Raw genomic sequence first — 24,553 nt, 5'->3', positions numbered from 1 at the left:
ACCTCGATTTATTTCGGGTCACTCGTTGAGCTACAGCCATGGACTTCACCACGTGGGAGCCGGTCTACGAGGCAATTCTCGCCGACTTCGGGTTCGACCGCGCCGCCGACGAGCGAGCCCGCGATATCCTGGCCGACCTCACCGGCCCGTTCGACACCTCGCAACTCCCGCTGAACGGCCGGACCGTCGCCATCGCCGGTGCGGGGCCGTCACTGCCCGCGGAGGCCGACCGCGCCGCCAGCGCGGACGCCGTCGTCGCCGCCTCGACGGCCGCAGACCGCCTGCTCGACGCCGGCGTCGACGTCGACTGTATGGTTACCGACCTCGACAAGACGCCCGGGACGGCCCGCGACCTGACCGAACGCGGCGTCCCGGTCGCGGTCCACGCCCACGGCGACAACGTGCCAGCAGTCCGGGAATACGTTCCTACCTTCGAAGGTGACTGGGTACTCCCGACCACACAGGCCGCGCCGGTCGGACCGGTGGCGAACGTCGGGGGGTTCACCGACGGCGACCGCGCCGCGTTCCTCGCGGACCACCTCGGCGCGGCAGAACTCCGGTTCGTCGGCTGGGACTTCGACGACCCCGACGTGGGACCGATGAAGCGCCGGAAACTGGTGTGGGCGGAGCGCCTGCTCTACTGGCTGGAGCGGCGGCGCGGCGAGCGGTTCGCGGTGCTCGACGGGCGACGGGACGGGATCGACACGGCGGCCGTGCCGGAGTGAAAACGGACGGGTCGAGACACAGCAGGGAGACGGGGACCTCCCGCACCGACGACGGGCCGGTAGCGCCGGTCGCCGTGTCGTCGGCGCCACGTTCGACCGAAGTCTGCCCCGGGGAGGACGCGTCCCGCGTCGACTCACCCGGTTCGCTCGTCGAGGCCCCCGTATAGTTCCCCGTTCGCGATGTGGGTACAGAAGGTCGCCGAGAGCCGGCAGAGGTCGTCCGTATCGGTGAACGTCCGGACGCTGGCGTCCCAGCGCGCGTTGACGGCGCCGAGCATCGCGCTCCGCACGTCCGGTTCCGCGGCGACCATGAGCCGGCGCGCGGCGTCCGGCGGGTCCGCCTCGGCCGCCGGCCCCGACATACCGTCGGTTCCCAGCAGGGCTTCGAGGACGCTCCCGATCTCGACACCGACGCCGAGGTTGTCACCGACCTGCGGCGCGACGAACACGACCGCGTTCGCCGCCCGAGCGAACGCGATGCTCTGTGAGGCCGCGTCCATCTCGTCGAGCGGAATCCCCACGTCTATCGCGAGGAAGGCGTTGAATCCACGCTCACGGAGACAGCCCCGTGTCTCGCGCAACAGCCGCAACACGTCGTCCTCCGAGTCCTCGCCGGCGTCCTCGTCCCACGTCGCGAACGACGGCGCCGCCGCCTCGACGTCGGCGTCGGCCGGTAGCAGCTCCTCGACGTCGAACGACCGGTACGGCCCCATCAGATAGACCAGGAACCGCTCGCAGCGTACCGTACCGAGCGCCTCGGAATCCCCACTGGACGCGGCAGGTTCTCGACGATCCGCTGGCGCATTCGGTGACTCGTTCGATCCTACCACTTATAAAAACAGGCGTTGTCAGCAAATACCTACTCGACAACGGCTAAGTGACGGCGGTCGCAAGAAGGAGGTAGAGGCGAATCACGATGGGCGAAGCCGACCGGCACGCCGGCGAGGACGTGCGTCGACCGGACCCGCCGCTGCCCGACGAGAGCGGGCTCACGCTCGAGGAGTACCTGGCGATGCAGCGGGCAATCGGCCACCCGACGCGGTTTCAGATACTCCGAACGCTGACCGAGAACGAGGAACTGAGCGCGTCGGAACTCAAGCGGGGGGTCGATGCCGAATCCCACAATTTCCACTACCACCTCAACCAACTGGTGGACGTGGGACTGGTCGACAAGCGAAAGCGCCGGACTGCGGACAGCCAGGGGTTCTACACGTACTATCGCCCGACGGCGATGGGCCGTGGTATTCTCGACCACGGCGTCGAGGAACTGATGCGGCGCGAACGCGAGTTCGACGAGGCCTACGCCTGACGAGCCTCGGGGGGCCGGGCGCCTCCGGCCGGCCGTTCAGGGCTTCAGGACGACCTTGCCGCTGGATTTGCGGTCCTCGATGAACTGGTGGGCCTCGGCGGCGTCTTCGAGGTCGAACTCGTGGCCGACGATGACCTCGAGGTCGCCGGATTCGAGTGCACCGTTCAGCTTCGGCACGGCACCGAACACCTTGCCGGGCGTCCGGAGCATCGCCTGTCCGAGGTGGTAGCCGATGACGGAGTGGTTGTTGAAGAGGAGGTCGGCGGTGTTCGGCGTGCCCGGTTCGCCCGAGGCGGCGCCGTAGGCGACGAGCCGGCCCATGTGAGTGAGCGCTTTCAGGCTCTCGGTGGTGGTTTCGCCGCCGATGCCGTCGAGGACGATATCGACGCCGTCGCCGTCGGTGATGTCGTTCACCTGCTCGACGAAGTCCACCTCGGTGTACTGGATCGGGTGGTCACAGCCCAGTTCCTCGGCCAGGGAGAGCTTCTCCTCGGTGCTCGCGGTGCCGAAGACCTCGGCGCCGGCGTTGCTGGCGAGCTGGACGGCCGCGGTGCCGACCCCGCCGGCAGCGGCGTGGATGAGCACCTGCTCGTCTTCCTCCAGGTCACCCCACTCGAACAGGCAGTTGTGAGCGGTGAGGAACTGGACGGGGAAGCCGGCACCCTCGGCGTAGGACATGTTCTCGGGGAGGTCGAACACGCCGCTGGCGTTGGCGATGGCGTACTCGGCGTACCCGCCGTGGTTGACGAAGCCCATGACCTCGTCGCCCACGTCGCGGCCGACACCGTCACCGACGGCGTCCACGACGCCCGCGACCTCCATCCCGGGCACGTACGGCGGTTCGGGACCGCCCTGGTAGTGCCCGCGGCGCTGCATGATGTCGGCGAAGTTGATGCCCGCGGCCTTCACCTCGACGCGCAGTTCCCCGTCGCCGGGCTCCGGCTTCTCGTGGTCCGTGACCTCGACCGTGCTGCTGTCTCCAAACTCTGTAATCTCAGCTACACGCATGGGTTTACAATGGTAACAACCCCTCATAAACCCAAGTGGTTCGGGGCCGGTGTCACGTGGCGGAACCGGGGGCTCGACGGACAGTGCCTCGTGTGGCAGTCGTCAACCTTCACTCCAAAAATCATTAAGGGATTTAATCGTAACCCACCATCGATTTTAATAATGCTGAATCGTGCTACCTATTCGAGAAGCATTAGAGCCAATTATGAAACGTTTGAACAGCATTAACCAGGCGGTCGGGAGTTCTCGTCACAAACGAGGAGTCGTCGAATGAGCGGCGACGCGGACGGGGCGGCGGACCGCCGGACCCTGATGAACGCACAGGGGGCACTCGAGGTGGTCCGGACGGCGTCGGAGACTGTCGACGACGAATTGGCGAGTATCGACGAACGAATGACGGTTCAGGCCGAGGAGATGCAATCGGTTCTGGGCGACGTGTCGGACCTGAGCGCGACCGTCGAGGAGATCGCGGCGAGTGCCGGGGAGATCGACGAACGGACGACACACGCCGTGGAGCGCATCGACCGTGGCCGTACCGCTACGGCGGCGGCGATGAACGGAATCGCGTCGGTCCGCGAGACGAGCGAAGCGGTGACGGCCGATGTCGAGCGACTCCAGACGCGGATCGACGAAATCGAGGACGCGCTCGCCGGGATCGACGAGATCGCCGACCAGACCAATCTGCTGGCGCTGAACGCCTCGATAGAGGCCGCACGAGCCGGCGGCGAGGGCGATGGCTTCGCGGTCGTGGCCGACGAGATCAAGACGCTGGCCGGCGAGTCCCAGGCGCTTTCGGACGAAATCGCAGCGACGCTGGCGGAGGTGCGTTCGGCGACCGACACGACGGTCGAGCGCCTCCGAACAGTAGTCGAGGAGATCGAGTCCAGCGCCGAACAGGTCGAACGGGCCGCGGACAGCCTCGACGACGTCGTCGACGCTGTCGAGGAGACGTCCGACGACGTCTCGGCAATGTCGGCCGCGACGGACGAACAGGCACGCGTCAGCGAGGCCGTCGCGGACCGGTGTGAGGACGCGGCCGACCGCGCGGAGCGGATCGAGGACCGGATCGCGGAGATACGCGCGGCCAGGGCGGAGCAGACCGGGATGGTCCACGAGATAGCGGACACCGTCGAGACGGCGACGCCACCCTTCTCGCCGGCGACTGTCGAGACCCTCCCGACGGGCATCCCGACTGTGGACGACCGGACGGCTGGGCTCGTCCTGGGCGGTCGCGTCGTGCTCCGGTATGCCGATGTCTCGGTAACTGATTTCGTGGCACAACTCTGTGCGACTGCGGTCGACTCGGGACTGGCCGTCTCGCTCACGCCACCGCCGGGTCTCGACCGGGCCGTCCTTTCGAGCGCCTTCGAGACCGACCTCCGGACGGCCCGCGAGGCAGACCGGCTGTTCGTCCTCGACGCGTTCGACGAGTGGCGAGACCGGTACAACGTGTTCGACCTCGGTTCGGAGTCGCTGTCGAGCGTCAACGGAGCGACGGTCGACCGTCGGGAGGACCCCCTCCTCGTCGTTGGAAACATCGATGCCGAGGTGCGCACGCTCGGCGAGCAGGCGGCCCGCGAGGCGCGCTACGAGAACGACTCCGGTGTCTTCGACGCCGGCGACACCGTGTTGAACGTCGTCGACGACGACGCGGTCGCGGCGACGCTCGGTGCGTTCTACGCCGGCGCTGCGGATCAGGTCCTCGAAGTGGCCTCGACGGGCGAACAGCGACGACTCCACGTCCACCAGTCACCGACCGATGATGGGAGTCGGACAGTTTCCCTTCCGGACCGTGTCGCCCCGGAACCATGATCGACTCGACACCGGAAGACCGGTTCGGGCACCTCTTCGAACTCATCGGTGACGCGGTCGTAGAGATCGAACTCGTCGACGAGACACCCATCGTTCGCTCGGTCAATCGGGGGTTTGAGGACGCGTTCGGGTACGACCGGGACGAGGTCCTGGGCGAGTCGCTCAACCGGTTCATCATCCCCGACGGCGACGGTGGGCGGGCGACCCGCTTCGACGAGCGCACGGCTGCGGGAAAACCGAACACGGCCCTCGTGACCCGGGAGACCGCGACCGGTTCACGGGAGTTCCTGTATCGCGGCGTTCCGTACCAGCGCGACGGTGCACAGTTCGGGTTCGCGATCTACACCGACATCACGGACGAGCGGCGGTACGAGCGGCACCTGGAAGTGGTCCACCGGCTGTTCAGACACGACCTCCGCAACGATCTACAGGTCATCCTCGGGACCGCTGCGCGGATCGAAACCCGGGCGACGGACCCGGAAATCGAGCGACTCGCGGCTACTCTCGTCGACCGTGCCGAGCAGATCGCCGAGGTCGGGGAGGACGCACGGATCATCGAACGGACCCTCCTCGACGACCGCGAACCCACGCCGGTGGATGTGGGGCACCTGTGCAGGCGTGTCGTGGCCGAACGGGAACGGACGGAGCCGAGCACGCGGATCGACGTGGAGGCGACTGAGGACGTCGTCGCCCTCGGTATCGAGAACCTCCGAGCGGCGATCGCGGCCCTCGTCGACAACGCGGTCGAACACGGCGGGGATTCCGTGGTCGTCTCGGCCAGCGAGACGGACGACGCCGTCGTCGTCGCGGTCGCGGACGACGGCCCGGGTATCCCGGCGGAGTTCCGTGCGCCCGTCTTCGAGAACAGCGACATCACCGACCTCCAACACAGCAGAGGACTCGGCCTGTGGCTCGTCCGCTGGGTCGTGGAGCTGTCCGGTGGACAGCTACACTACTACCGACGTGACGGGGTCACGACGATAGAAATCGAACTCACACCGGCGACGGTTCGCACGAGGCCCGGTATCGCCGAATGACCGGCTGTCGCGGCGACGGCGGACGGTCACGGGGCGACGTGGATCGGGCCGCCGCCGACGAAGAACCCGGCGAGGACGAGCGACTCCTACCCGTCGGGGTGGGCGCGTGCGCCGGCCAGCGACGAGTAGCCACCCATCGAGTGGCCGACGAGACCGACACGTGACTCGTCGACGGATTCCAGCGACCGCAGCGTGGCGAGCCCCGCCGGGCCGCCCCAGCCGTCGGCGAAAGCCGGCGGGTCGGAGGTGCCGTGGCCCGACTGGTCCATCGCCAGCACCACGTGGCCCCGGCGGGCGAGTTCCGTCCCGAAGCTTCCCATCGTGCCGCGCGACCCGGTGTAGCCGTGGACCGCGAGCACACCCGGCCGCGGGTCTCGGTCGAGGCGTCAGCTGGCAGATACACCGTTCCGTCGAGTTGGACGCCTGACGCCGTCTCGAAGGTCGTTTCCCGTGTCTCCACCTCGCCACCGGCGGTGTGTCCGTACCAGCCGAGAGCCGTCCCTGCGATCACCAGCCCGACCCCCAGTACCAGAAGAAGTGTCGTGCGACGTTCGTCCGTAGCTACCTACGCGTTAACACTGGTAGTCATTACACGAATTCCTCGCAAACAAAGGTTACGAGTCGCCCGATATGACTGGCCGTGTATCTGACGGCGTACCTTTTTGTCGGGGCGGACCCCCCGTTACGGACATGAGCCACGACTGTTCGTTCCTCACCGATGTCGTTCCGGAGGACAGGGTCTCGTTCGGCGACGCGGCACGTGACAGCCACGCCGCGGACTGGGCGGCCGACGAGGCCGGTACCGGCGTCACGCCCGACGCCGTCGTCTTCCCCGAGTCCACCGCGGACGTCTCCGCGGTTCTCGAAGCCGCCAACGACCGCGGCGTCCCCGTCACACCCTACGCTGCTGGGACTTCCCTCGAAGGTAACGCAGTCCCCGAGTACGCCGGTATCAGTCTCGACATGAACCGGATGAACTCGGTGCTGGCGGTCCGCCCCGACGACTTCCAGATCGACGTCCAACCGGGCGTGATGGGCGACGAGATCGACGACGCGGTCGCGTCCGAGGGGCTCTTCTTTCCGCCGCTCCCCTCCTCGGGGGACATCTCGACCATCGGCGGGATGATCGCCAACGACGCCAGCGGGATGCAGACCGTCAAGTACGGCGAGATCGCCGACTGGGTGCTCGAACTGGAGGCGGTGCTTGCGGACGGCTCGGTCGTCGAGGCTGGCTCGAAGGCGGTCAAGACGTCCAGCGGGTACAACCTCAAGGACATCCTCATCGGGAGCGAGGGGACCCTCGGCGTCGTCACACGGGCGACGCTGGAACTGGAGGGTATCCCCCAGCAGATTCGTGGGGGCAGAGCCATCTTCCCGACGCTGGACGACGCCGCAGAGGCGGTGTTCGACGCCGTGCGCTCGGGCGTGGACGTGGCGAAGATCGAACTCGTCGACGGCATCAGCGCGACGATGGCGAACGACTACCTCGGCACCGACCTCCCGGACGCGCCGATGGTCTTTCTGGAGTTCCACGCCAACCACGGCATCGGGGAAGAAATCGACTTCTGTCGCTCCATCTTCGAGTCCCACGACGTGGACCGCTTCGAGATGGCCGACGAGGAGGAAATGGACGAGCTCTGGCAGGCCCGGCGGGAACTGGCCTTCGCCCTCCAGACGTGGGACCCCGAGCGCGGGCCGATCCACCCCGGCGACATCACCGTCCCGATCAGCAAGCTCCCGGAGGTCATCCGCTACGCCAAGGACCTCGGCGAGGAACACGACATCGTCGTCCCCTGCTTCGGCCACGCTGGCGACGGGAACGTCCACTACACCGCGATGGTCGACCGGAGCGACCCCGACGAACTCGCCGCCGGCCAGGAGATCTACAAGAAAGTCGTGGAGAAGGCAATCGAGATGGGGGGCACCTGCACCGGCGAACACGGCGTCGGTCGCGGAAAGCGGGAGTACCTCGAACTCGAACACGGCGCCGACAGCGTGGAGGCAATGCGGAACCTCAAGCGCGCGCTCGACCCCAGGGACACGCTGAACCCGGGAAAGATATTCCCGGAGACGGCGACTGGCGAGCGCGTCCAACTGGAAGCCGACGACGACTGAGGCCCGCGACGAGCCTCGCGAGTCGCGGCCTTTTTCGCCCACGTTTTTGTGACGAGCGGTTCGCGACCATCGGGAGCGAACCCGAGGAACAAAAAGGTGGGAGACGGCGACTGGCGAGCGCGTCCAACTGGAAGCCGACGACGACTGAGGCCCGCGACGAGCCCCGCGAGTCGCGGCCTTTTTCGCCCACGTTTTTGTGACGAGCGGTTCGCGACCATCGGGAGCGAACCCGAGGAACAAAAAGGTGGGAGACGGCGACTGGCGAGCGCGTCCAACTGGAAGCCGACGACGACTGAGGCCCGCGACGAGCCTCGCGAGTCGCAAATGGGGCCGGGGACGGCGACGACTGCCGCTCAGTCGTGGACGAGCACGTCGAGCACGTCCACGCCGTCGCTGTGGAGGGCCTCCTCGAACGCGCCGGCGATCTCGTCGGGCGTCTCGACGCGGCGGGCGTCGGCGCCGTGGCTCTCCGCGTTTTTCACGAGGTCGACCGGCGGCTCGAAGTCCATGCCGACGAAGTCGTAGTCCTCGTCGGAGCCGCCCATGAGATTGACGGTGTTGTCCTTGAGGATGCGGTAGTTGCGGTTGTCCGGGATGACGACCGTCAGGTCGAGGTCGTGGCGCACGGCCGAGTAGATGGCGTGTGGGTAGTAGAGGTAGGACCCGTCGCCGATGTAGCCGATCACGTCGCGTGGGTCGTCGGTCATCGACTCCGCGAGCGCCGCGCCGACCGAGGCCGGGAGGCCGTACCCGAGGCCGCCGCCCTTGTTCGAGATCATCCCCTCCGCCTCCTTCTCCCAGCGGATCAGGAGCGGGTACTTGGCGGTGATACCCTCGTCGACGACGTACGCGTCGGGTGCAACCGACCGCAGGGAATCCACGAGCTCGGCCTTCGACGCGCGGGTGTCGCCCTCGGGCTTCTCGTCCTCGCTCATCGACCAGATGGTGTCCGAGAGCGACGCTTTCATCGTTTCCACCGTCTGGAGGCGCTGTTCGCGGGTCTCGTCGTCGAGCCGCGCCGCGACGCGTTCGGTCAAATCTTCCAGCACGAGGCCGGGGTCGCCGATGACGGCGGCGTCGGCGTGTTCGTTCTTGCCCACCTGCCAGTCGTCGTCGGAGATGTGGATGCAGGTGGTGTCGGAGTCCACGAGGTCGTCGTCGTGGCCCATCAGCGTCGTGTTGGTCGAACACCCGACGAAAATCAGGGTGTCGCTGGACATGAGCATACTCGCCAGCCCCTCGTCCGGCGGGATGTAGGAAACCCACTGGTCGTGGCCGGTCGGGAAGTTCACCTCGCAGGCGAGGATTTCGCCGTGGACACGCGCGCCGACGGTCTCCGCGAACTCGACGGCCTGGTCGACGGCGTCGGACCCGGCGCGGGCGACGTGGTCGCCGAGCACCAGGACGGGGTCGTCCGCCTCGACGAGCAGGTCCGCGGCCCGGTCGATCTGGGCGGGGTCGCCACGGCCGGCGTTGGGGATGGGACCGAGCGGTTCGATCTCCTCGGGACTGGTCTCGTCCATCATCACGTCGACCGGAAGCCCGAGGAAGACCGGTCCCGTGGGGGGTGTGAGCGCCGTCCTGAAGGCGCGCCGGAGCATCGTCGGGAGGGCGTCGACGTGGAGGACCTCGTCGCTCCACTTCGTGAACTGGTCGACCATCTCGATGAGGTCGCCGTACAGGAGGGGTTCCTCGTGGCGGAAGTCCCGCTCGTGGTTCCCGGCGGTGACGACCAGTGGCGTGCCCGCGAACTGCGCGGCGTAGATGTTCCCGATGCCGTGTGCGAGGCCGGGCGTGATGTGGAGATTCACGACGCCGGCGGGATTGATACTGTCGTCGCGGTGGCTGTGGTACCGGCGGGTGCTGGCGTATCCGGAGGCCATCCCGACCGCGATGTCCTCGTGGAGGCCGAGCACGTACTCCAGCTCGCTCCCGCTGAGTGCATTCATCACCGGTAGCTCGGTCGTGCCGGGGTTTCCGAACACGTGTTCGACCCCGTACTGTTCGAGCGCGTCCACGAACAGGTCCGCGCCCGTGTATCCGTCTGTCATATGGATACCGTCCCTGCGTGGGCCACGCTCAAAATAGTTAACCCCACGAACCGAGGCCTTTCAGCTGTTCGAGCATTCCCGACAGCGCCGTGAGTTGTTAACTGCTGCCGAACACCGACTCGCCATCGTGCGCCTTTCGCTCGTGTATCGGCAACTCGACGACGAACTGCGCCCCGCCGAGGTCGGCGTCCTCGACCCGGACGGACCCGCCGTACTGCTCGACGAGCGTGTGGACGAGATAGAGTCCGATCCCAGTGCCGGGGCTCTCCGGTCCCATCTCGCCTTTGCCGAAGATCTCGTCGCGGCGGTCCTCCGGGACACCCGGCCCGTCGTCGGCGACGACCACCCGGGCTGTCGAGGCGTCTGTCTCGGCGCGCACCTCGACGGTCGGCTCCGAGGCGTCGTTGTGGCGGACGGCGTTGCTCAGCAGGTTCCCGAACACCGAAGCGAGTAGTTCGTTCGCCCGGACCGACATCGAGGGCAGGTCGCCGTCGACCCGGAACGTCGCGTCCGCGAACGTGTCGCGTTTCTTCTCGACTTCGCTCTCGAGGACGGCGTCGAGGGCTACCGGTTCCATGTCGACCGACTCCTCGTCCTCCAGCGACTCGACGAAGTCCCGGGCGATGGCGGTCAGTTCGGCGATGTGATCACACGTATCCTGGATGCGCTGGACGTACTCCACGCCGTCCTCGTCGACGCTGCTGGCGACGCCATCGGCCCAGGCCATCAGCAGTTGTACGTCGTTGTTGATGTCGTGGCGCACGATACGGTTGATGACGGCCAGTTCCTCCGTCTTCGTCTCGAGTTCGCGCTCGTGGTGTTTCTGCTGGGTGATCTCCCGGGAGATGAACTGGATCGTCTCGTGCCCGCCACCCTCGACCAGCGGTACCGCGATGTTGTGGAAGTGACGGACGCCGATGTTGTCCTGGAACGTGACCGCGCTCCCGGCGGTGAGAGCGCGCCGACCCTGTTCGAGGCGGTTCGCGGCGACTTCCCTGGGGAAGATCTCCGATAACTGCTCGCCGATGAGATCGCCGTGGTCGACGTTCAGAGCCGTGGTGATCGCGTCGTTGACGGCCAGAATCTCGCCGTCGGTACCGACTTCGGCGATCTCGTCGGGCGTGTTGTCGAGGAGCCGTTCGTACTTCCGACTGGTCCGGTACTGGGAGACGACGTTCTCGATCCGGTTTGCCAGCAGTTCGAACTGCTCGGCGTCGACGACCGCTTCCTTCCGGAGATAGTCGTCGACGCCCGCGCTGATGGCCTCGCTGGCGACCGCCTCGTCGCCCTCGCCGGTCAACAGTACGAACGGCACGCCGAAGCGCTCGTCGACGCGCTCGTACAGCTCCAGCCCGTCCATCGCGGGCATCTGGTAGTCGCTGACGACACAGTCGACGCCACGGTGCTCCAGCGCCGACAGTGCGCCGTCCGCGTCGGTCGCCGTTCGCGTCTCGAAGCCGTGCTCCGCCAGTTTGTCCGCCGTCACGTCGAGAAAGAAGTCGCTGTCGTCGACCACCAGCACGTCTATCGAGCCTGCACGGTCCATCTCGTGTCCTCGTCGTTGACGTCGCTACTTAGTCGCAACTGCCGAATTATCGCGGCCGATAACTACCGCCGGCGCTGGACAGGGGCCGGCAACGGGTCAGCCGGCCCCGACGCTGTCGTCGCCGTCGCGGCTCGCGTAGAGGTAGTAGGAGTACGCGGTCAGGCCAAGCGCGGAGAGGACGAGTGGGCCGACGACGAGATAGATCGCGTACGGGCCGGTGAACGCACCAACGACGGCGAGCAGGCCCGAGAGCCGGAACAGCCACGCGCCGACCTCGTGGGTCCGGTTCCAGACGTTCTCGTCCGAGAGCGTCCAGGGCGTTCGGATGCCGACGACCCAGTTCTGTTCGGCCCGCCCGATCAGGGAGCCGAGATAGAACACGAGCAGCCCGACCGCGCCGAAGACCACGGTCTCGATGGGCAGGTCGTAGCCGAGATTGACTGCGAGCACGACGCCGTGCGTGAGCGCGAGGAAGGCCGCGAGGACGACCAGGAACTCGTTGTAGGCGTCGCGGAAGGCCTCGATGTTCCGTCGCTTCGGGTCGATCTTCGGCGCGAGGAAGGTCAGTGCAAGGACGCCGGCCGTGATCGCGGGGACGGCCACCTGCCCCCAGAACTTCGGCATCGTGTCGTTCGCCGTCCCGGTCGCGTCCCAGTGGGTGACCATCGTCTCCGGGAGGCGAGGCCCGACGACGAAACTCGCGGCGAACATCGCAGCGACGATACCCGCGGACAGGGCAACCGCTGGTTTCGTGCGCATATGTGAGGGTACGTGACAGCGGTCCAAAACGATACCGAAGCGTCGGGTTACTGCGGTGCCAGCGCCTCGACCGTCCGGAGGATGTCGTCCTGCTCGGCGGCTCGCGGGAACGAGATGCTCGCGGACGTGACACCGTCGATGCCCTCGAACTCGGCGAGTTTCTCGCGGCACTCATCAGGGGTGCCAGCGACGGCGAGTTCGTCGAGCAGGTCGTCGGGGAAGTCCGCGACCAGCTGTTCGCGGTCGCCGTCGTCCCAGTTGTCGTGAATCTCGTTCGCGAGGTCCTCGTAGCCCTGCCGGGCGAGTGCGTCGCGGTAGAACGTCCCCATGCCGCCGATGTAGAAGCAGATATGCTGTTTGACGAGTCGGCGGGCACGCTCGCGGTCCTCGTCGACACAACAGGTCAGCGAGAGTGTGACCTCCTGTTCGGAGCGGTCGCGGTCGCCGAGGTCGGCGCCGTGGTCGAAGTCCTCGAGGCGGTCGCGGATGCCTTCCTGCGTGAGCATCAGCGCGTGCCAGCCATCGGCGAAGCGGCCCGCGAGTTCGACGGACTTCGGCCCCATCCCGGCGGCGTCGATGGCAGGCATCGGCTCGGGCGGGTCACAGCGCAGGCGGAACCCCTGGAGGTCGTAGTACTCGCCGTCGTAGTTCACCGTCTCGCCCGAGAGGACCTCCTTGATGACCTCGACGGTTTCGCGGGTGTACTTCAGCGGGTTCGCGAAGTCCTTGCCGTGCCAGTTCTCGATGACGATGGGGCCGGAGGGGCCGAGGCCGAGCCGCAGGCGGCCGTCGGAGACCTCCTGCAGGGTCGCGGCGGTCTGCCCGATGAGCGTCGCCGACCGGGAGTAGATCGGCATGATGGAGGTGCCGATACCGATCTCCTCGGTACCGTGGGCGATGCTCGTGAGGACGGTCACGGCGTCCCGGCCCCAGGTCTCGGGGAGCCAGGCGCGGTCGTAGCCGAGGTCTTCGGCGTTCTGGGCCTGCTCGACGAGCGTCTCGACGCTTGGCTGTGCTGCGACCGGGAGGAACACGTCACGTTTGGTCATACCGACCTCGCGCGCGCCGGCGACTAATAGTTTAACCTTCCGGGTGCTGTCGCCCGTTTCTACCCACGTGGGAAAGCGTAGTGAACCGCCGTCGTCGTCCGCCTCAGATGTCGGGCGATTCGTCGATCTGCGGGACGCCCTTGGCGGTGATCGTCTCGCCGGTCATGTAAGATGAGGCCTGACTGGAGAGGAACTGTGCGATGTCGGCGATCTCCTCTTCGAGGCCGATCCGGCGGTGGGTGTCGTCGCGGTCGAGTTCGTCCGCGGAGACGCCCATCTGACTCTCGACGCCGGGCGTGGCGACGAACCCGGGCGCGATGCAGTTGACCCGGACCTGGTCCTCGGACCACTCGAAGGCCAGCGTCTTCGTGAGGTTGACGACGGCGGCCTTGGCCGCGGCGTAGTGGCTCATGTACGGCGCGCCGTTCTGGCCGGCGACAGAGGCGAAGTTGACGATGGTTCCGCCACCGTTCTCGCGCATGTGTTCGCCCGCGACCTGCGTGCAGTGGTAGGTCCCGTGGAGGTTGATGTCCACGATGGTCTTCCAGCCGTTCTCGCTGATGGCCTCGAAGTTCGCCATGAAGGAGGCGCCGGCGTTGTTGACGAGGACGTCGACGCCGCCGAACTCCTCGACTGTGGCGTCCACGAGCGCCTCGACGGCGTCGCGGTCGGTCACGTCACACTCGATGGGAACGCACTGCCCGCCGTCGCCGTCGTTGATGTCGGCGGCCACGTCGTCGACTTTCTCCTGCTCGCGCGAGCAGATGACCACGTCGGCGCCGTCGTCCGCGAACCGCGCGGCGATGGAGCGCCCGATCCCCTGGGACGCCCCCGTCACGATGGCCGTCTTTCCCGCGACACTGAACTGCTCTAGCATACTGCCACCGCGCCCGTCGTGGACGCTCGGCACTCGTAACTTACCATTGTTAACCTCTATCCCCTGCCTTCGAGAGCATCGTTAATAAAGTATGGTGTGCCGCCGGCGTCTTTTCACCCTCGTCGCGTCGTTCCCGCGGTGGGAAAGCCCGGGCGAGAGCGGCCGATACTGAAAAAGCGCCGGTTTATGCGGGCTACTGTTCGGAAACAGCGGGTTCGTGTCGCGGAAGCCCAACGCTTAACAGATTCAGGATTGTTATCCGGGACAATGAGTGAGCAGGACGCGAGAGAGCGAAGCGAGGCGGCGGTCGTCGAGCGGATCGAGGGCAACGTCGACTGGCCGCCCGGCAACGTCGCGGCGTACCTCATCGATTGTTCGGAGCCGATCCTGATCGACGCCATCATGACCGGCGAGGACGCCCGCGAGGAACTCGAAGTTGGCCTGGCCGAGCGCGATCTGACCGTCGCCGATATCGAGCATCTGGTCATCACCCACCCCCACGTCGACCACGTCGGGCAGGTGCCGGCCATCGTCGAGGAAGCCGACCCCACCGTCTACGCGCCGAAAGGCATCGACGAGCGGTTCGACCGCGACCCGGACGACCTGAGATCGACGGTCGAGCGCAACGCGACCGCGGCGGGTCTCCGCGGCGAGTACCTGGAGAAGGCCGTCGAGATGTCCGTCGAGTCCCTGGAGCGGGACAGCAGTCTCCTGTCGAGCGAGCGGGTCGACCACTGGGTGCCCCGCGGCGGCGAGATCGAGGTCGGCCCGTTCACGTTCGAGACGACGCACACCCCCGGCCACCAGGCGGACCACCTCGTCTACCGGACCGACGTCGGCGGGGAGTCGGTGTTGTTCGCCGGCGACACCGCGCTGGAGACCTTCCGGCCGGTCGCGATGCACGTCGGCTTCGACGACGGCTACGAGGAGGCCATCGACGCCTACTACACGGCACTCGACCGCCTCGCCGAGATCGACGCCGACAGAGTCTGTACCGGGCACGACCCCGCCCACACCGACCTGCAGGGCGCGGTCGCCGACGACCGGGAGAGCCTCGATCACCTGATGGCAAAGACCGCCGACCTCCTCGAGGACGAGGGCAGGACCGCGGTCGACGTGGCCTTCGAGCGCTCCGGTTCGCGGGATATGCGGTATCTCGTCATCGAGACGATGAGCGCGCTCGCCAAACTGGAGCGTGACGGCGAGGCCGAGAGCACGACAGAGGACGGCATCCGGCAGTTCACGCACGCATGACCGACGATCTCCCCGACTCGTGGGACGCGGTCTTCTACGACATCGGCGGCGTCATCGTCAACCTCCCCTCGATCCGGCAGGGCTACGCCGACTACCTCCGGGAGTTCGCCGCCGAGCACGACCTCGATCCCGACGAGGCCCTCGCGACCTGGCGCGAGGCGCTGGGCGACTACTTCAAATCCGGCGAGGGCAGGGAGTACAAGACTGCCCGCGAGGGCTACCGCCGGGCCTTCCGGGCGCTGGTCGAGGACATCGACGAGGAGGCGTGGCGTCCCGGCTTCAAGCGCGCGACCGCAGCGGCGCTGGAGCCGGAGCCCAATATCGTCGAAACCATCGAGCGACTCGACGAGGCCGGCCTCTACCTCGGTATCGTCTCGGACATCGACACCTGGGAGGCCCACCGGATGCTCGACCGGTTCGGCCTCGGCGACACCGTCGACGGCATCACCACCTCTGAGGGCGTGGGCTTCAAGAAACCCGACGAGCGGATGTTCGCGGACGCGCTCGGGAAGGCGGAGGGAGTCGCACCCGAACGGTCGCTGTACGTCGGCGACCGCTACGAACACGACATGCAGGGCGGCACGGCCGCGGGCCTGTGGACCGTCGCCTACGGCGGCACTGCGGCCGAGGAGATCACGGACGCCGAGCGCGACGGATGCTGCGTCGTCGGCGACGACGCAGTAGATTTCCACGCCGAGGACCACCGCGACCTGCTCGAAATCGTCGGTATCGCGGACTGAACGAACAGCGTCCGCAGTCCCACGAGTGGACGTGGGCCTCGCTTCTGAGGCCGAACGCTTATCGCAGAGGGGAGTGAGTGAGTCCCTTGCAATGGATTTCGGACTCGACGACAAGACGGCCCTCGTGACGGGGGGCGCAGGTCGTATCGGAAGCGAGGACTGCCGTATCCTCGCAGCGGAAGGGGCAGAGGTCGTCGTCCTCGACGTGGACGAGGACGGCGCGAAGGAGGTCGCAGACGAGATCGAAGAGGATGGCGGGGACGCCATCGCCGTCGAGTGTGACCTCACGGACCGCGACCGGGTCGCCGAGACGGTCGAGGACCTCCAGGACGAAACCGGCGGCGTCGACGTCCTCGTGAACAACGCCGGGATGGTCGACGCGGTCGGCCGCGCCGGCGACCTCTCCGAGGACCTCTGGGACCGTGACATGGAGATCAATCTCACGGGGACGTACAACATCACCCGGGAGATCTTCCCCAACATGTGCGAGCGCGGCTGGGGACGGGTCATCTCGATGTCCTCGATGGCCGGTGCTTTCGGTGGCTACGGGCAGCTCTCCTACTCGACGACGAAAGCCGGGCTCATCGGCTTCGGAAAGACGCTCGCACTGGAGGGCGCGCCGGAGGGCGTTACCTCGAACGTTATCACGCCCTCTATCGTCGTGGGCGACCTCGCCGACCTCCCGCCGGAACAGATCGACAACATCAACGAACACTGGGCGGACATCGCTCGTGCGACGCCGATGGGCAACCTCGGCCGCGAGGAGGACGTGTCGAACCTCATCGCCTACCTCGCCAGCGAACAGGCCTCCTACATCACCGGCCAGGTCATCGGCGTCACTGGCGGCGTCGACCTGTTCACGTACTGACTGGTTTGCGGTGTCGGGACCGCGGGTCGCCGGATCGGGCGGCTAGCCTCCCCGTAAACGCGGCGTCGGAGCGGTAGTGTTCAGATAAGGATGAAGAGTGAGGCGGTGTGTTTTCTGAGTGGTCTATGCCCGAAAACACACGCCTCGGCGGTAGTATCGCCCAGATCGACTTAGAGTTTGTTGAACGCGAGGCGACACCGCGACTGCTGATGAAGCTCGGTATTCAGTTGCATCTCGCTGGTCTTTCGCTTTCGAATACCGTTTCGATTCTTGAGGTATTCGGTGTCCAACGAGCGCGGTCCACCGTCCATAATTGGGTTCACAAGGCAGATCTACAGCCCGAAACTGGACGCTGCCCGGATCACGTTGCGGTCGATGAGACTGTGATCCGACTCAACAACGAGCAATATTGGCTGTACGCTGCGGTCGATCCCGAAACGAACGAATTACTCCATACAAAGCTTGAGCCGGTGAGAACAAACGCGCTCGCTCACGCGTTCTTTGCTGAACTCCGCGAGAAACACGACGTGGACGACGCCGTGTTTCTCGTCGATGGCGCAGCACCGCTGAAAGACGCCTGCCAGCGACACGGCCTCGATTTCAGATACGAACGCCACGGAAATCGGAACAGCGTCGAACGTGTCTTTCGTGAGGGAAAACGACGTACTTCTTCGTTCTCAAACTGTTTCAGCAACGCCGAGCGAGACACAGCTGACGACTGGCTCCGATCGTTCGCCTTCGCATGGAACCAGCTAATCTGAACACTACCGTCGGAGCGGGGCCGGGTTTTATTTCTGGTGGCCGACAACGAATCGAGAAATCGATGAGCCACGAGGATGGGTCAGCGCCGACGGTGCTGGTCGTCGACGACGAGGAACGGGCGGCCGACACCTACGCGAGCGTTCTCGACGCGGAGTACGACGCACGGACGGCCTACGGAGGGGAAGCGGCACTCGAACGGTTGGCGGCGACCGAGGTCGATGCCGTCCTGCTCGACCGTCGTATGCCGGAACTGTCCGGCGACGACGTGCTGGCGGCGATACAGCGCCGCGGCATCGACTGTCGCGTGGCGATGGTGACCGCGGTCAATCCGGACTTCGACATCGTCGAACTCGGCATCGACGACTACATGGTGAAGCCGGTCGGGAAAGAAGCCCTCCGCGAGACCGTCGACCGACTGCTGGCGCTCGAGACCTACGACGAGCGACAGCGGGAACTGTCGTCGCTGAAGATCAAACGCAACGTCCTCGAGATCGAGAAGCCGAACGCGGCGCTGTCGAACAGCGAGGAGTTCGCCCGCCTGGGGGCACGCATCGAGGAGCTGGAGGCCGAAATCGCGGACATGGCCGCCGAACTGGACGTTCCGGATCGGCGGTGACGAGTACTCACTCCGGCGCGAGCGCCTGGATCGTCTCCAGGGCGAGGTCCGTCGCCTGCTGTGGGACGGTCACGATGGGGAGGTCGACGATGCCGTCCTGGAGGGCGGCGAGCTGTGCACGCGCCTCCTCGGGCGTGCCGGCGACGCCGAGTGCTTCGATCATCTCGTCGGTGACGGCGCCGCGGGCGGCCCCGCGGTCGCCGTCGGCCCAGTGACTCGCGATCTCGTCGGCGGCGTCGGGGAACGACTGCGCGACGGCTCTCCGGTATCCCTCGCCACTGCCGACGTAGTAGGCGACGTGGCCGCGGATGGCGTCGCGGGCCTCCTCGGGGCCGTCACTGACGGCGGCGGGGACGTAGGGCGCGACGGTGATGTCGTCGGGGTCGCGGTCGGCCTCACGTGCCGTCTCCTCGATTTCCTCGAAGGCCTCGTCCAATCGGGTGAATGGGACGTTGTGGGGAATCCAGCCGTCGGCGAGGCGGGCGACGACCCGGCGGTTCGCGGGGCCGAGTGCGGCGTGGTAGACCGGGACCTCGGCGTCCAGCGCCGGGAAGTCCTGTACGGAGACGAGTTCGCCGTCGTACTCGACGCGGTCGTCGCCGGCCGAGAGGTAGCCCTTGGCGACGGCGATGGTCTCGTGGGCGCGCCGGACCGGCTGTTCGTAGGGCACGCCGTGGCAGTCCTCGATGGCCTTCGGCGTGCTGACGCCGGTGCCGAGGATGGTGCGGTCGCCGCCTGCGAAGTCGTCGACTGTGGCGGCGGCCATCGCGAGGACGGCCGGCGACCGCGAGAAGACGTTGGCGATGGCCGTGCCGAGCATCACGTCGTCGGTCTCGCAGGCGAGCACGCCTAGCTGGACGAAGGCGTCGCTGCCCCAGAGTTCGGGCAGCCAGACCGAGTCGTAGCCGATCGATTCCGCAGTCTGTGCGATTCCGACCGGGTCGAGCACGTCCGCCGGTGGCAGGAGCACGCCTGTTGGCATAGCTCCGGAGACGACGGCATGCTACAAAAAGTTCCGTTTGCCGGCGGGTCCGAGCCGCTACTGGATGACGCCCGCCTCGCGGAGGTCGGTACGGGTTTCCTCGTCGTAGCCAGCCTCGCGGAGGACGGCGTCGGTGTGTTCGCCGTGCCCCGGTGCCGGGCCGCCGGCGTCGGCCGGCGACTCCGAGGCGAGCGCGGGGAACCCGACGCGAGGTCCGCCCTCGCCACGTTCGACGAGGTCGCGCGCCTCGGCCCGGTCGCTCGTCAGGGACTCGGCGGCCGTCTGGACGGGTGCGACCATCGCCTCGACCTCGCCGAGTTCGTCCTCCCACTCGTCGCGCGTGCGCTCGGCGAAGACCGATTCGATTTCCTCCCGGAGCGCCGCCAGTTCCGCCGGGTCCTCGGTCATGTGCGTGTCGGTGAGGTCCGGGCGGTCGACGGCCTCGCAGAAGGTTGCCCAGAACTTCGGTTCGAGAGCGGCCAGCGTGACGTAGCGGCCGTCGGCACACTCGTAGACGTCGTACCACGGGACGCCGCCGGTCAACGGCGTCTCGCCGGGCCGCGGCTCGTCTCCGTCGAGCGCGTCGTAGGCGACCGCCTGCGAGAAGGAGTTGACCACGTCGGTCATGGCAACGTCGACGTACTCGCCGCCCGTGTTGCCGAGTTCGCGGGAGAGCAGGGCGCCGACGATGGAGAAGGCGGCGAACAGGCCGCCGGCCATGTCGCCGATGGGGTAGCCGGGAATCTGTGGCTGGCTGTCCGGGTCCTCGCGGGTGAGGTCGAGCAGGCCCGCCATGCCGACGTAGTTGAGGTCGTGCCCGACGCGGTCGGCCTCGGGACCGGTCTGGCCGAACCCGGACAGCGAGCAGTAGACGACGTCCTCGTTGACCTCGCGGACGCTCTCGTAGTCGACGCCGAGACGGTCGACGACGCCGGGGCGGAACTGCTCGAACACCACGTCGGCCGTCTCCGCGACCGCGAGGAGCGCCTCGCGGCCGCGGTCGTCCTTGAGGTCGAGCGCGACACTCTGCTTCCCCCGATTGACGGCGTCGAAGACGGCGCCGACTCCCTCGTCCGTGTACGGCGGCATCATGCGCGCGTAGTCGCCGCTGTCCGTGTCCTCTATCTTGACGACCTCCGCGCCGGCGTCCGCGAGCAACTGTGTCGCGTACGGGCCGGGCAGGAGACGCGAGAGGTCGAGTACGCGTACTCCATCGAGTCGCATACGCCCCCTGCCCCCGCGAGCGTCAAAAACCCCCCGGGCGTTCACGGTACTGCTGGCCCCCCGCCGAACCACCCCGGCAGGGGCGAAACTATTTGTTTCTTCTGTTGCATGGTATCGTACCACTATGATGGACGCGCAGTTGACGGTCGACAAGATACTGGACCGGGCGGACGAACTGTATCCGGACCGCGAGATCGTGACGAAGCGACTCGACGGGTCGCTCCACCGCTACACGTACGGGGAGATGGCGGACCGGGCGGCACAGTTGGCGAACGCCATGGACGAACTGGGCGTCGAGCGGGGCGGCCGGATCGCGACGGTCGCGGTCAACACCTATCGGCACCTGGAGCTGTACTTCGCGCCGGCGATCTCGGGGCGGAGCATCCACATGTGCAATATGCGGCTGCCCGACGACCACTTCCAGTACATCGTCAACGACGCCGAGGACGAGGTGCTGTTCGTCGCGCCCCCCTTCCTCGAGAAGGTCGAGGCGAACGCCGACGCCTTCGAGACAGTCGAGCAGTACGTGGTCCTCGGCGAGGAGGTACCCGACACCGACCTCGACCCCGTCGTCGCCTACGAGGACCTCATCGCGGACCAGCCGACCGAGTACGACCGGCCGGACCTGGACGAGGACGAGGAGTGTGGTATGTGCTACACCTCGGGGACGACGGGCAAACCGAAGGGCGTGGCCTACACGCACCGCGGCATCTACCTCCACAGCATGATGGCGAGCCACGTCGACACGACGGCGGTCAGTCAGGCCGACACGGTCCTGCCGGTGGTGCCCATGTTCCACGCGAACGGCTGGGGGATCCCCTACACCGCGACGTTCGTCGGCGCGAAGCAGGTCCTCCCGGGCGTCCACAACGACCCCGAACCGGTCGCGAAACTCATCGATCAGGAGGGCGTGACGCTCTCTGCGGGCGTCCCGACCATCTGGCTCGGGATGGCCGAGTACCTCGACGAACACCCGGAGGTCGACATCTCGAACATCGACCGCCTGACTGTGGGCGGGTCGGCCCCACCGGAGTCGCTGATCCGGACCTACGACGAGCGCTACGACGCGCCCATCCTCCAGGGGTGGGGCATGACCGAGACCTCGCCGCTCGGCACCGTCTCGAAGCTCCGCCGAGAGACCGAGGAACTGCCCCCCGAGGAGCAGTACCGGCTGCTCTCGAAAGCCGGTATCCCCGTACCCGGCATCGAGATCCGCATCCGCGACGAGGACGGCAACGAGGTGCCGAAAAACGGCGAGGACTTCGGCGAACTCGAAGTCCGAGGGCCGTGGGTGGTCGACGAGTACCACGGCCGGCCGGACGCGAACGCGGAGTCGTTCACCGAGGACCAGTGGCTCAAGACCGGCGACATCGCGACGATGGACGAACACGGCTACATCGACATCGTCGACCGGAAGAAAGACGTCATCAAGTCCGGCGGCGAGTGGATCTCCTCGGTCGACCTGGAGAACGAACTGATGGCCCACGAGGCGGTGGCGGAGGCGACGGTGATCGCCATCCCCCACGAGAAGTGGCAGGAGCGGCCGATGGCCGTCGTCGTCACCCCGGGCGATGCGGCCGTGACCGCCGACGACCTCGAAACCCACCTCGCCGAGTCGTTCCCGGACTGGTGGCTCCCCGACGAGTACCAGTTCGTCGACGAGATTCCCAAGACTTCGACGGGGAAGTTCGACAAGATGGCCCTGCGCGACCGGTTCGACGAGGTCGAACTGTCCGCCGAGGAGTGAGCGGAGCGGTCGCGGGGGTGGCCGCCACGGTCGAGAGGGGATAAATTGATACACGCTCGGTCGATTTACTGTGGTATGGCAACACAGGACCAGACGCCACAGGCCGGCGTCAGTTTCGAGACGGACGAGGAGACGCGGCTGATCCTCGACAGCCTCGACGACTTCATCGAACAGGAGGTCGAACCCCTGGAGAGCGAACTGGGGGAGACGTACGCGAACCCACGACTCCGCCACGAGCCGGACGGTCGGCTGGTGCCCGAGGTGCAGGAAGCCATCGAGACGGTCCGAAAGAAGAGCGCGGACGCGGGCTTCTACGCGATGAACCTCCCCGAGGAGTACGGCGGCGAGGACGTGTCCAACGTCACCTGGTACCGGGCGAAACGCCACGTCGCGAGCCACGAGACGGGGCTGACCGAACACGTCCTCGCGGGTCCCGAGGGGCCGAAACCCCTCCTCCTGCAGGCCGAGGGCGACCAGGTCGAGACGTACCTGGAACCGACCATCGCCGGCGAGAAATCGACGGCGTTCGGGCAGACCGAACCCGGCGTCGGCTCGGACTCGCCGAACATGAGCACGACCGCCGAGAAAGACGGCGACGAGTGGGTCATCAACGGGCAGAAACAGTGGATCACGAACGCGCCCTACGCCGACTTCATCCAGGTGTTCGCGCGGACGACGCCACAGGAGGACGCTGGCCGGTACGGCGGCATCACCTGCTTCATCGTCGAGAACGACGAGTACGAGATCGGGTCGATGAACAACGCCGTCGGGCTGGAGGGAATGCAGGCCGAGGTGCTCCTCGACGACGTGCGCGTCGGTGTGGATCGCGTCCTCGGTTCCCCGGACACGGCCTTCTACAACGCGATGGATTTCCTCTCGCTCGGCCGGCTCGAACTCGGCGCGGAGGCCGTCGGGATGGCTCAACGACTGATCGACGCCGGCGCGGAGTACGCGAACGACCGCGAGGCGTTCGGGCGCCCCATCGGGAAGTTCCAGGGCGTCTCCCACAAGCTCGCCCGCGGGCGGGCGAAGACGTACGCGGCCGACGCGGCGGGGCTCCGGCTCGCCTGGCAGATGGACGAGGGCGACCAGGCCATCGAGGAGTCGTCGATCTTCAAGTGGCTGGCGACGACGACGGCCTGGGAGATCGCCGACGACGTGGTGCAGGTCCACGGCGGCAACGGCCTCTCCGAGGACAACCCCTACATGGACAGCCTGCTGAAATCGCGCATCCTCCGGATCGTCGAGGGAACGGACGAGATCCAGCTCAACACCATCGCCAAGCAGATGGGCGTGCTGTGATAGGCGCGCAGTCGGGCCATCCTTGCCGTCGCCCCCGTGTTTATCCCGCGGGCCGCCAAAGCCCGGAGCATGACACTGCTCGTTCCGTACGACGGCTCCGATCTGTCGACGACGGCACTCGACCGTGCCGAGGAGTTCGCGGACTACCGCGACGAGCCCATCGTCGCCCTGACGGTCGTCCCCGACGACGAGGGGTTCGCGCTCGAACGCGGTTGGATCGATGCCGGTGAGGACTACGACCACGAGACCATCTGCGACCGCTTCGAGCGGGCGGTCGCCGAGCACGCCCCTCACGCGGAATTTCGGTGTGAACGACCCAGCGAGAGCGACTCGATGACCGCGACGGTCATCGACGACATCACCCGCACCATTCGAGAAGTGGCCTACGACGTCGACGCCTCCATCGTCTTCATCGGCAGCGAGAACGCGGGTCGGGTCTCGACGCCGATCTCCAGCGTCGGCAGCCCCATCTCGAAAGACCCGGAGTACGACGTTCACATCGTCCGCCACGCCGACTGACCGCACGTTTCGACCGGAGATTATTGCTGGTTCTCGTCGGTCCCGTCCAGCGGATTTCCAGCGGAAGTTCCGGGGATGCGGTGGGTCTGGGTACGCGAGAGCGACGAGTCACCCTGCCGCTGTCGGGCACCCGTTCTGTTCCGTGTGCGACAGGACTCCGGTTCTATGGGGGGCGTTTCGCCCGGAGATTCGGCGGTCCGGTCGCGGTCTTTGCGGGGAGTTCTCCAGTCGAAGACCGCGGGTCCGAAGTG

21 protein-coding genes and 2 pseudogenes are annotated in these 24,553 nt (G+C 66.8%); 13 read left to right on the top strand and 10 right to left on the bottom strand.

Annotated elements, in window-relative coordinates; genetic code table 11:
- The first annotated feature begins 38 nt into the window (after positions 1–38).
- The gene (locus MUG96_RS08890; protein WP_246988478.1) at positions 39–725 is read left to right on the top strand and encodes a 6-hydroxymethylpterin diphosphokinase MptE-like protein; all 687 of its coding nucleotides are present in this window, start codon (positions 39–41) and stop codon (positions 723–725) included.
- Between the two features lie 134 nt (positions 726–859).
- On the opposite strand, the pseudogene MUG96_RS08885 reads toward MUG96_RS08890, so the two are convergent.
- Positions 860–1,530 (bottom strand): annotated as a pseudogene (locus MUG96_RS08885) (DUF7509 family protein).
- A 111-nt stretch (positions 1,531–1,641) separates the two neighbouring features.
- On the opposite strand from MUG96_RS08885, the gene MUG96_RS08880 reads away from it, so the two are divergent.
- Positions 1,642–2,034: a winged helix-turn-helix domain-containing protein gene (locus tag MUG96_RS08880; RefSeq protein WP_246988474.1), complete on the top strand. Its 393-nt coding sequence runs from the start codon at positions 1,642–1,644 to the stop codon at positions 2,032–2,034.
- Positions 2,035–2,070: 36 nt separating this feature from the next.
- On the opposite strand, the gene MUG96_RS08875 is transcribed toward MUG96_RS08880, so the two are convergent.
- Positions 2,071–3,042 (bottom strand): quinone oxidoreductase family protein, encoded by a 972-nt coding sequence (locus tag MUG96_RS08875; protein ID WP_246988472.1) that lies wholly within the window; start codon positions 3,040–3,042, stop codon positions 2,071–2,073.
- Positions 3,043–3,312: 270 nt separating this feature from the next.
- On the opposite strand from MUG96_RS08875, the gene MUG96_RS08870 reads away from it, so the two are divergent.
- Complete coding sequence (locus tag MUG96_RS08870; RefSeq protein WP_246988470.1) at positions 3,313–4,854, top strand: methyl-accepting chemotaxis protein; 1,542 nt, start codon at positions 3,313–3,315, stop codon at positions 4,852–4,854.
- Positions 4,851–5,891: an ATP-binding protein gene (locus MUG96_RS08865; protein WP_246988468.1), complete on the top strand. Its 1,041-nt coding sequence runs from the start codon at positions 4,851–4,853 to the stop codon at positions 5,889–5,891. The genes MUG96_RS08870 and MUG96_RS08865 overlap by 4 nt, the downstream gene beginning before the upstream one ends.
- An 86-nt stretch (positions 5,892–5,977) precedes the next feature.
- Here MUG96_RS08865 and MUG96_RS08860 read toward each other — a convergent pair.
- Positions 5,978–6,253, bottom strand: a pseudogene (locus MUG96_RS08860) (alpha/beta hydrolase family protein); the annotation flags it as partial.
- 328 nt (positions 6,254–6,581) lie between these two features.
- Here MUG96_RS08860 and MUG96_RS08855 point away from each other — a divergent pair.
- Positions 6,582–8,006, top strand: a complete 1,425-nt coding sequence (locus MUG96_RS08855) for an FAD-binding oxidoreductase (RefSeq protein ID WP_246988464.1) — start codon at positions 6,582–6,584, stop codon at positions 8,004–8,006.
- 353 nt (positions 8,007–8,359) lie between these two features.
- Here the strand turns inward: MUG96_RS08855 and MUG96_RS08850 are convergent, their stop codons facing one another.
- The 5 genes from MUG96_RS08850 to MUG96_RS08830 form a co-directional block, all read right to left on the bottom strand.
- Positions 8,360–10,057: a thiamine pyrophosphate-binding protein gene (locus MUG96_RS08850; protein WP_246988462.1), complete on the bottom strand. Its 1,698-nt coding sequence runs from the start codon at positions 10,055–10,057 to the stop codon at positions 8,360–8,362.
- 97 nt (positions 10,058–10,154) lie between these two features.
- Entirely contained in the window at positions 10,155–11,603 is a 1,449-nt protein-coding gene (locus MUG96_RS08845; RefSeq protein ID WP_246988460.1) for an ATP-binding protein, read from the bottom strand.
- 96 nt (positions 11,604–11,699) lie between these two features.
- The gene (locus tag MUG96_RS08840) at positions 11,700–12,362 is read right to left on the bottom strand and encodes an SdpI family protein (protein ID WP_246988458.1); all 663 of its coding nucleotides are present in this window, start codon (positions 12,360–12,362) and stop codon (positions 11,700–11,702) included.
- 47 nt (positions 12,363–12,409) lie between these two features.
- Complete coding sequence (locus MUG96_RS08835; RefSeq protein ID WP_246988456.1) at positions 12,410–13,411, bottom strand: TIGR04024 family LLM class F420-dependent oxidoreductase; 1,002 nt, start codon at positions 13,409–13,411, stop codon at positions 12,410–12,412.
- A 103-nt stretch (positions 13,412–13,514) separates the two neighbouring features.
- Entirely contained in the window at positions 13,515–14,288 is a 774-nt protein-coding gene (locus MUG96_RS08830; RefSeq protein ID WP_246988454.1) for an SDR family NAD(P)-dependent oxidoreductase, read from the bottom strand.
- Between the two features lie 267 nt (positions 14,289–14,555).
- On the opposite strand from MUG96_RS08830, the gene MUG96_RS08825 reads away from it, so the two are divergent.
- The 5 genes from MUG96_RS08825 (at position 14,556) to MUG96_RS08805 (ending at position 18,528) form a co-directional block, all read left to right on the top strand.
- Complete coding sequence (locus MUG96_RS08825) at positions 14,556–15,542, top strand: MBL fold metallo-hydrolase (RefSeq protein WP_246988452.1); 987 nt, start codon at positions 14,556–14,558, stop codon at positions 15,540–15,542.
- Positions 15,539–16,282, top strand: coding sequence for an HAD family hydrolase (locus MUG96_RS08820; protein WP_246988450.1), 744 nt, complete (start codon positions 15,539–15,541; stop codon positions 16,280–16,282). Before MUG96_RS08825 ends, MUG96_RS08820 begins: the two co-directional genes overlap by 4 nt.
- Positions 16,283–16,373: 91 nt before the next feature.
- The gene (locus MUG96_RS08815; RefSeq protein WP_246988448.1) at positions 16,374–17,150 is read left to right on the top strand and encodes an SDR family oxidoreductase; all 777 of its coding nucleotides are present in this window, start codon (positions 16,374–16,376) and stop codon (positions 17,148–17,150) included.
- A gap of 125 nt (positions 17,151–17,275) precedes the next feature.
- Complete coding sequence (locus tag MUG96_RS08810; RefSeq protein WP_246988446.1) at positions 17,276–17,911, top strand: IS6 family transposase; 636 nt, start codon at positions 17,276–17,278, stop codon at positions 17,909–17,911.
- A gap of 62 nt (positions 17,912–17,973) precedes the next feature.
- Positions 17,974–18,528 (top strand): response regulator, encoded by a 555-nt coding sequence (locus tag MUG96_RS08805; RefSeq protein ID WP_246988444.1) that lies wholly within the window; start codon positions 17,974–17,976, stop codon positions 18,526–18,528.
- 7 nt (positions 18,529–18,535) lie between these two features.
- Here the strand turns inward: MUG96_RS08805 and MUG96_RS08800 are convergent, their stop codons facing one another.
- Together MUG96_RS08800 and MUG96_RS08795 are read right to left on the bottom strand one after the other, a co-directional pair.
- The gene (locus MUG96_RS08800; protein ID WP_246988442.1) at positions 18,536–19,510 is read right to left on the bottom strand and encodes an LLM class flavin-dependent oxidoreductase; all 975 of its coding nucleotides are present in this window, start codon (positions 19,508–19,510) and stop codon (positions 18,536–18,538) included.
- 57 nt (positions 19,511–19,567) lie between these two features.
- Complete coding sequence (locus MUG96_RS08795; RefSeq protein ID WP_246988441.1) at positions 19,568–20,734, bottom strand: CaiB/BaiF CoA transferase family protein; 1,167 nt, start codon at positions 20,732–20,734, stop codon at positions 19,568–19,570.
- A gap of 127 nt (positions 20,735–20,861) precedes the next feature.
- Between MUG96_RS08795 and MUG96_RS08790 the strand changes: the two genes are divergently transcribed.
- The 3 genes from MUG96_RS08790 (at position 20,862) to MUG96_RS08780 (ending at position 24,302) form a co-directional block, all read left to right on the top strand.
- Positions 20,862–22,481, top strand: a complete 1,620-nt coding sequence (locus tag MUG96_RS08790; protein WP_373222111.1) for a long-chain fatty acid--CoA ligase — start codon at positions 20,862–20,864, stop codon at positions 22,479–22,481.
- 75 nt (positions 22,482–22,556) lie between these two features.
- Complete coding sequence (locus tag MUG96_RS08785; protein WP_246988439.1) at positions 22,557–23,783, top strand: acyl-CoA dehydrogenase family protein; 1,227 nt, start codon at positions 22,557–22,559, stop codon at positions 23,781–23,783.
- A gap of 69 nt (positions 23,784–23,852) precedes the next feature.
- Positions 23,853–24,302, top strand: coding sequence for a universal stress protein (locus tag MUG96_RS08780; protein WP_246988438.1), 450 nt, complete (start codon positions 23,853–23,855; stop codon positions 24,300–24,302).
- Positions 24,303–24,553: the final 251 nt, after the last annotated feature.

Origin of the sequence: Halorientalis marina, assembly GCF_023028345.1 — an archaeon.
In the GTDB taxonomy this organism is placed as follows: domain Archaea; phylum Halobacteriota; class Halobacteria; order Halobacteriales; family Haloarculaceae; genus Halorientalis; species Halorientalis marina.
The sequence above is the reverse complement of the archived record's forward strand: the minus strand, read 5'-3'. Positions and strand labels throughout refer to the sequence as shown.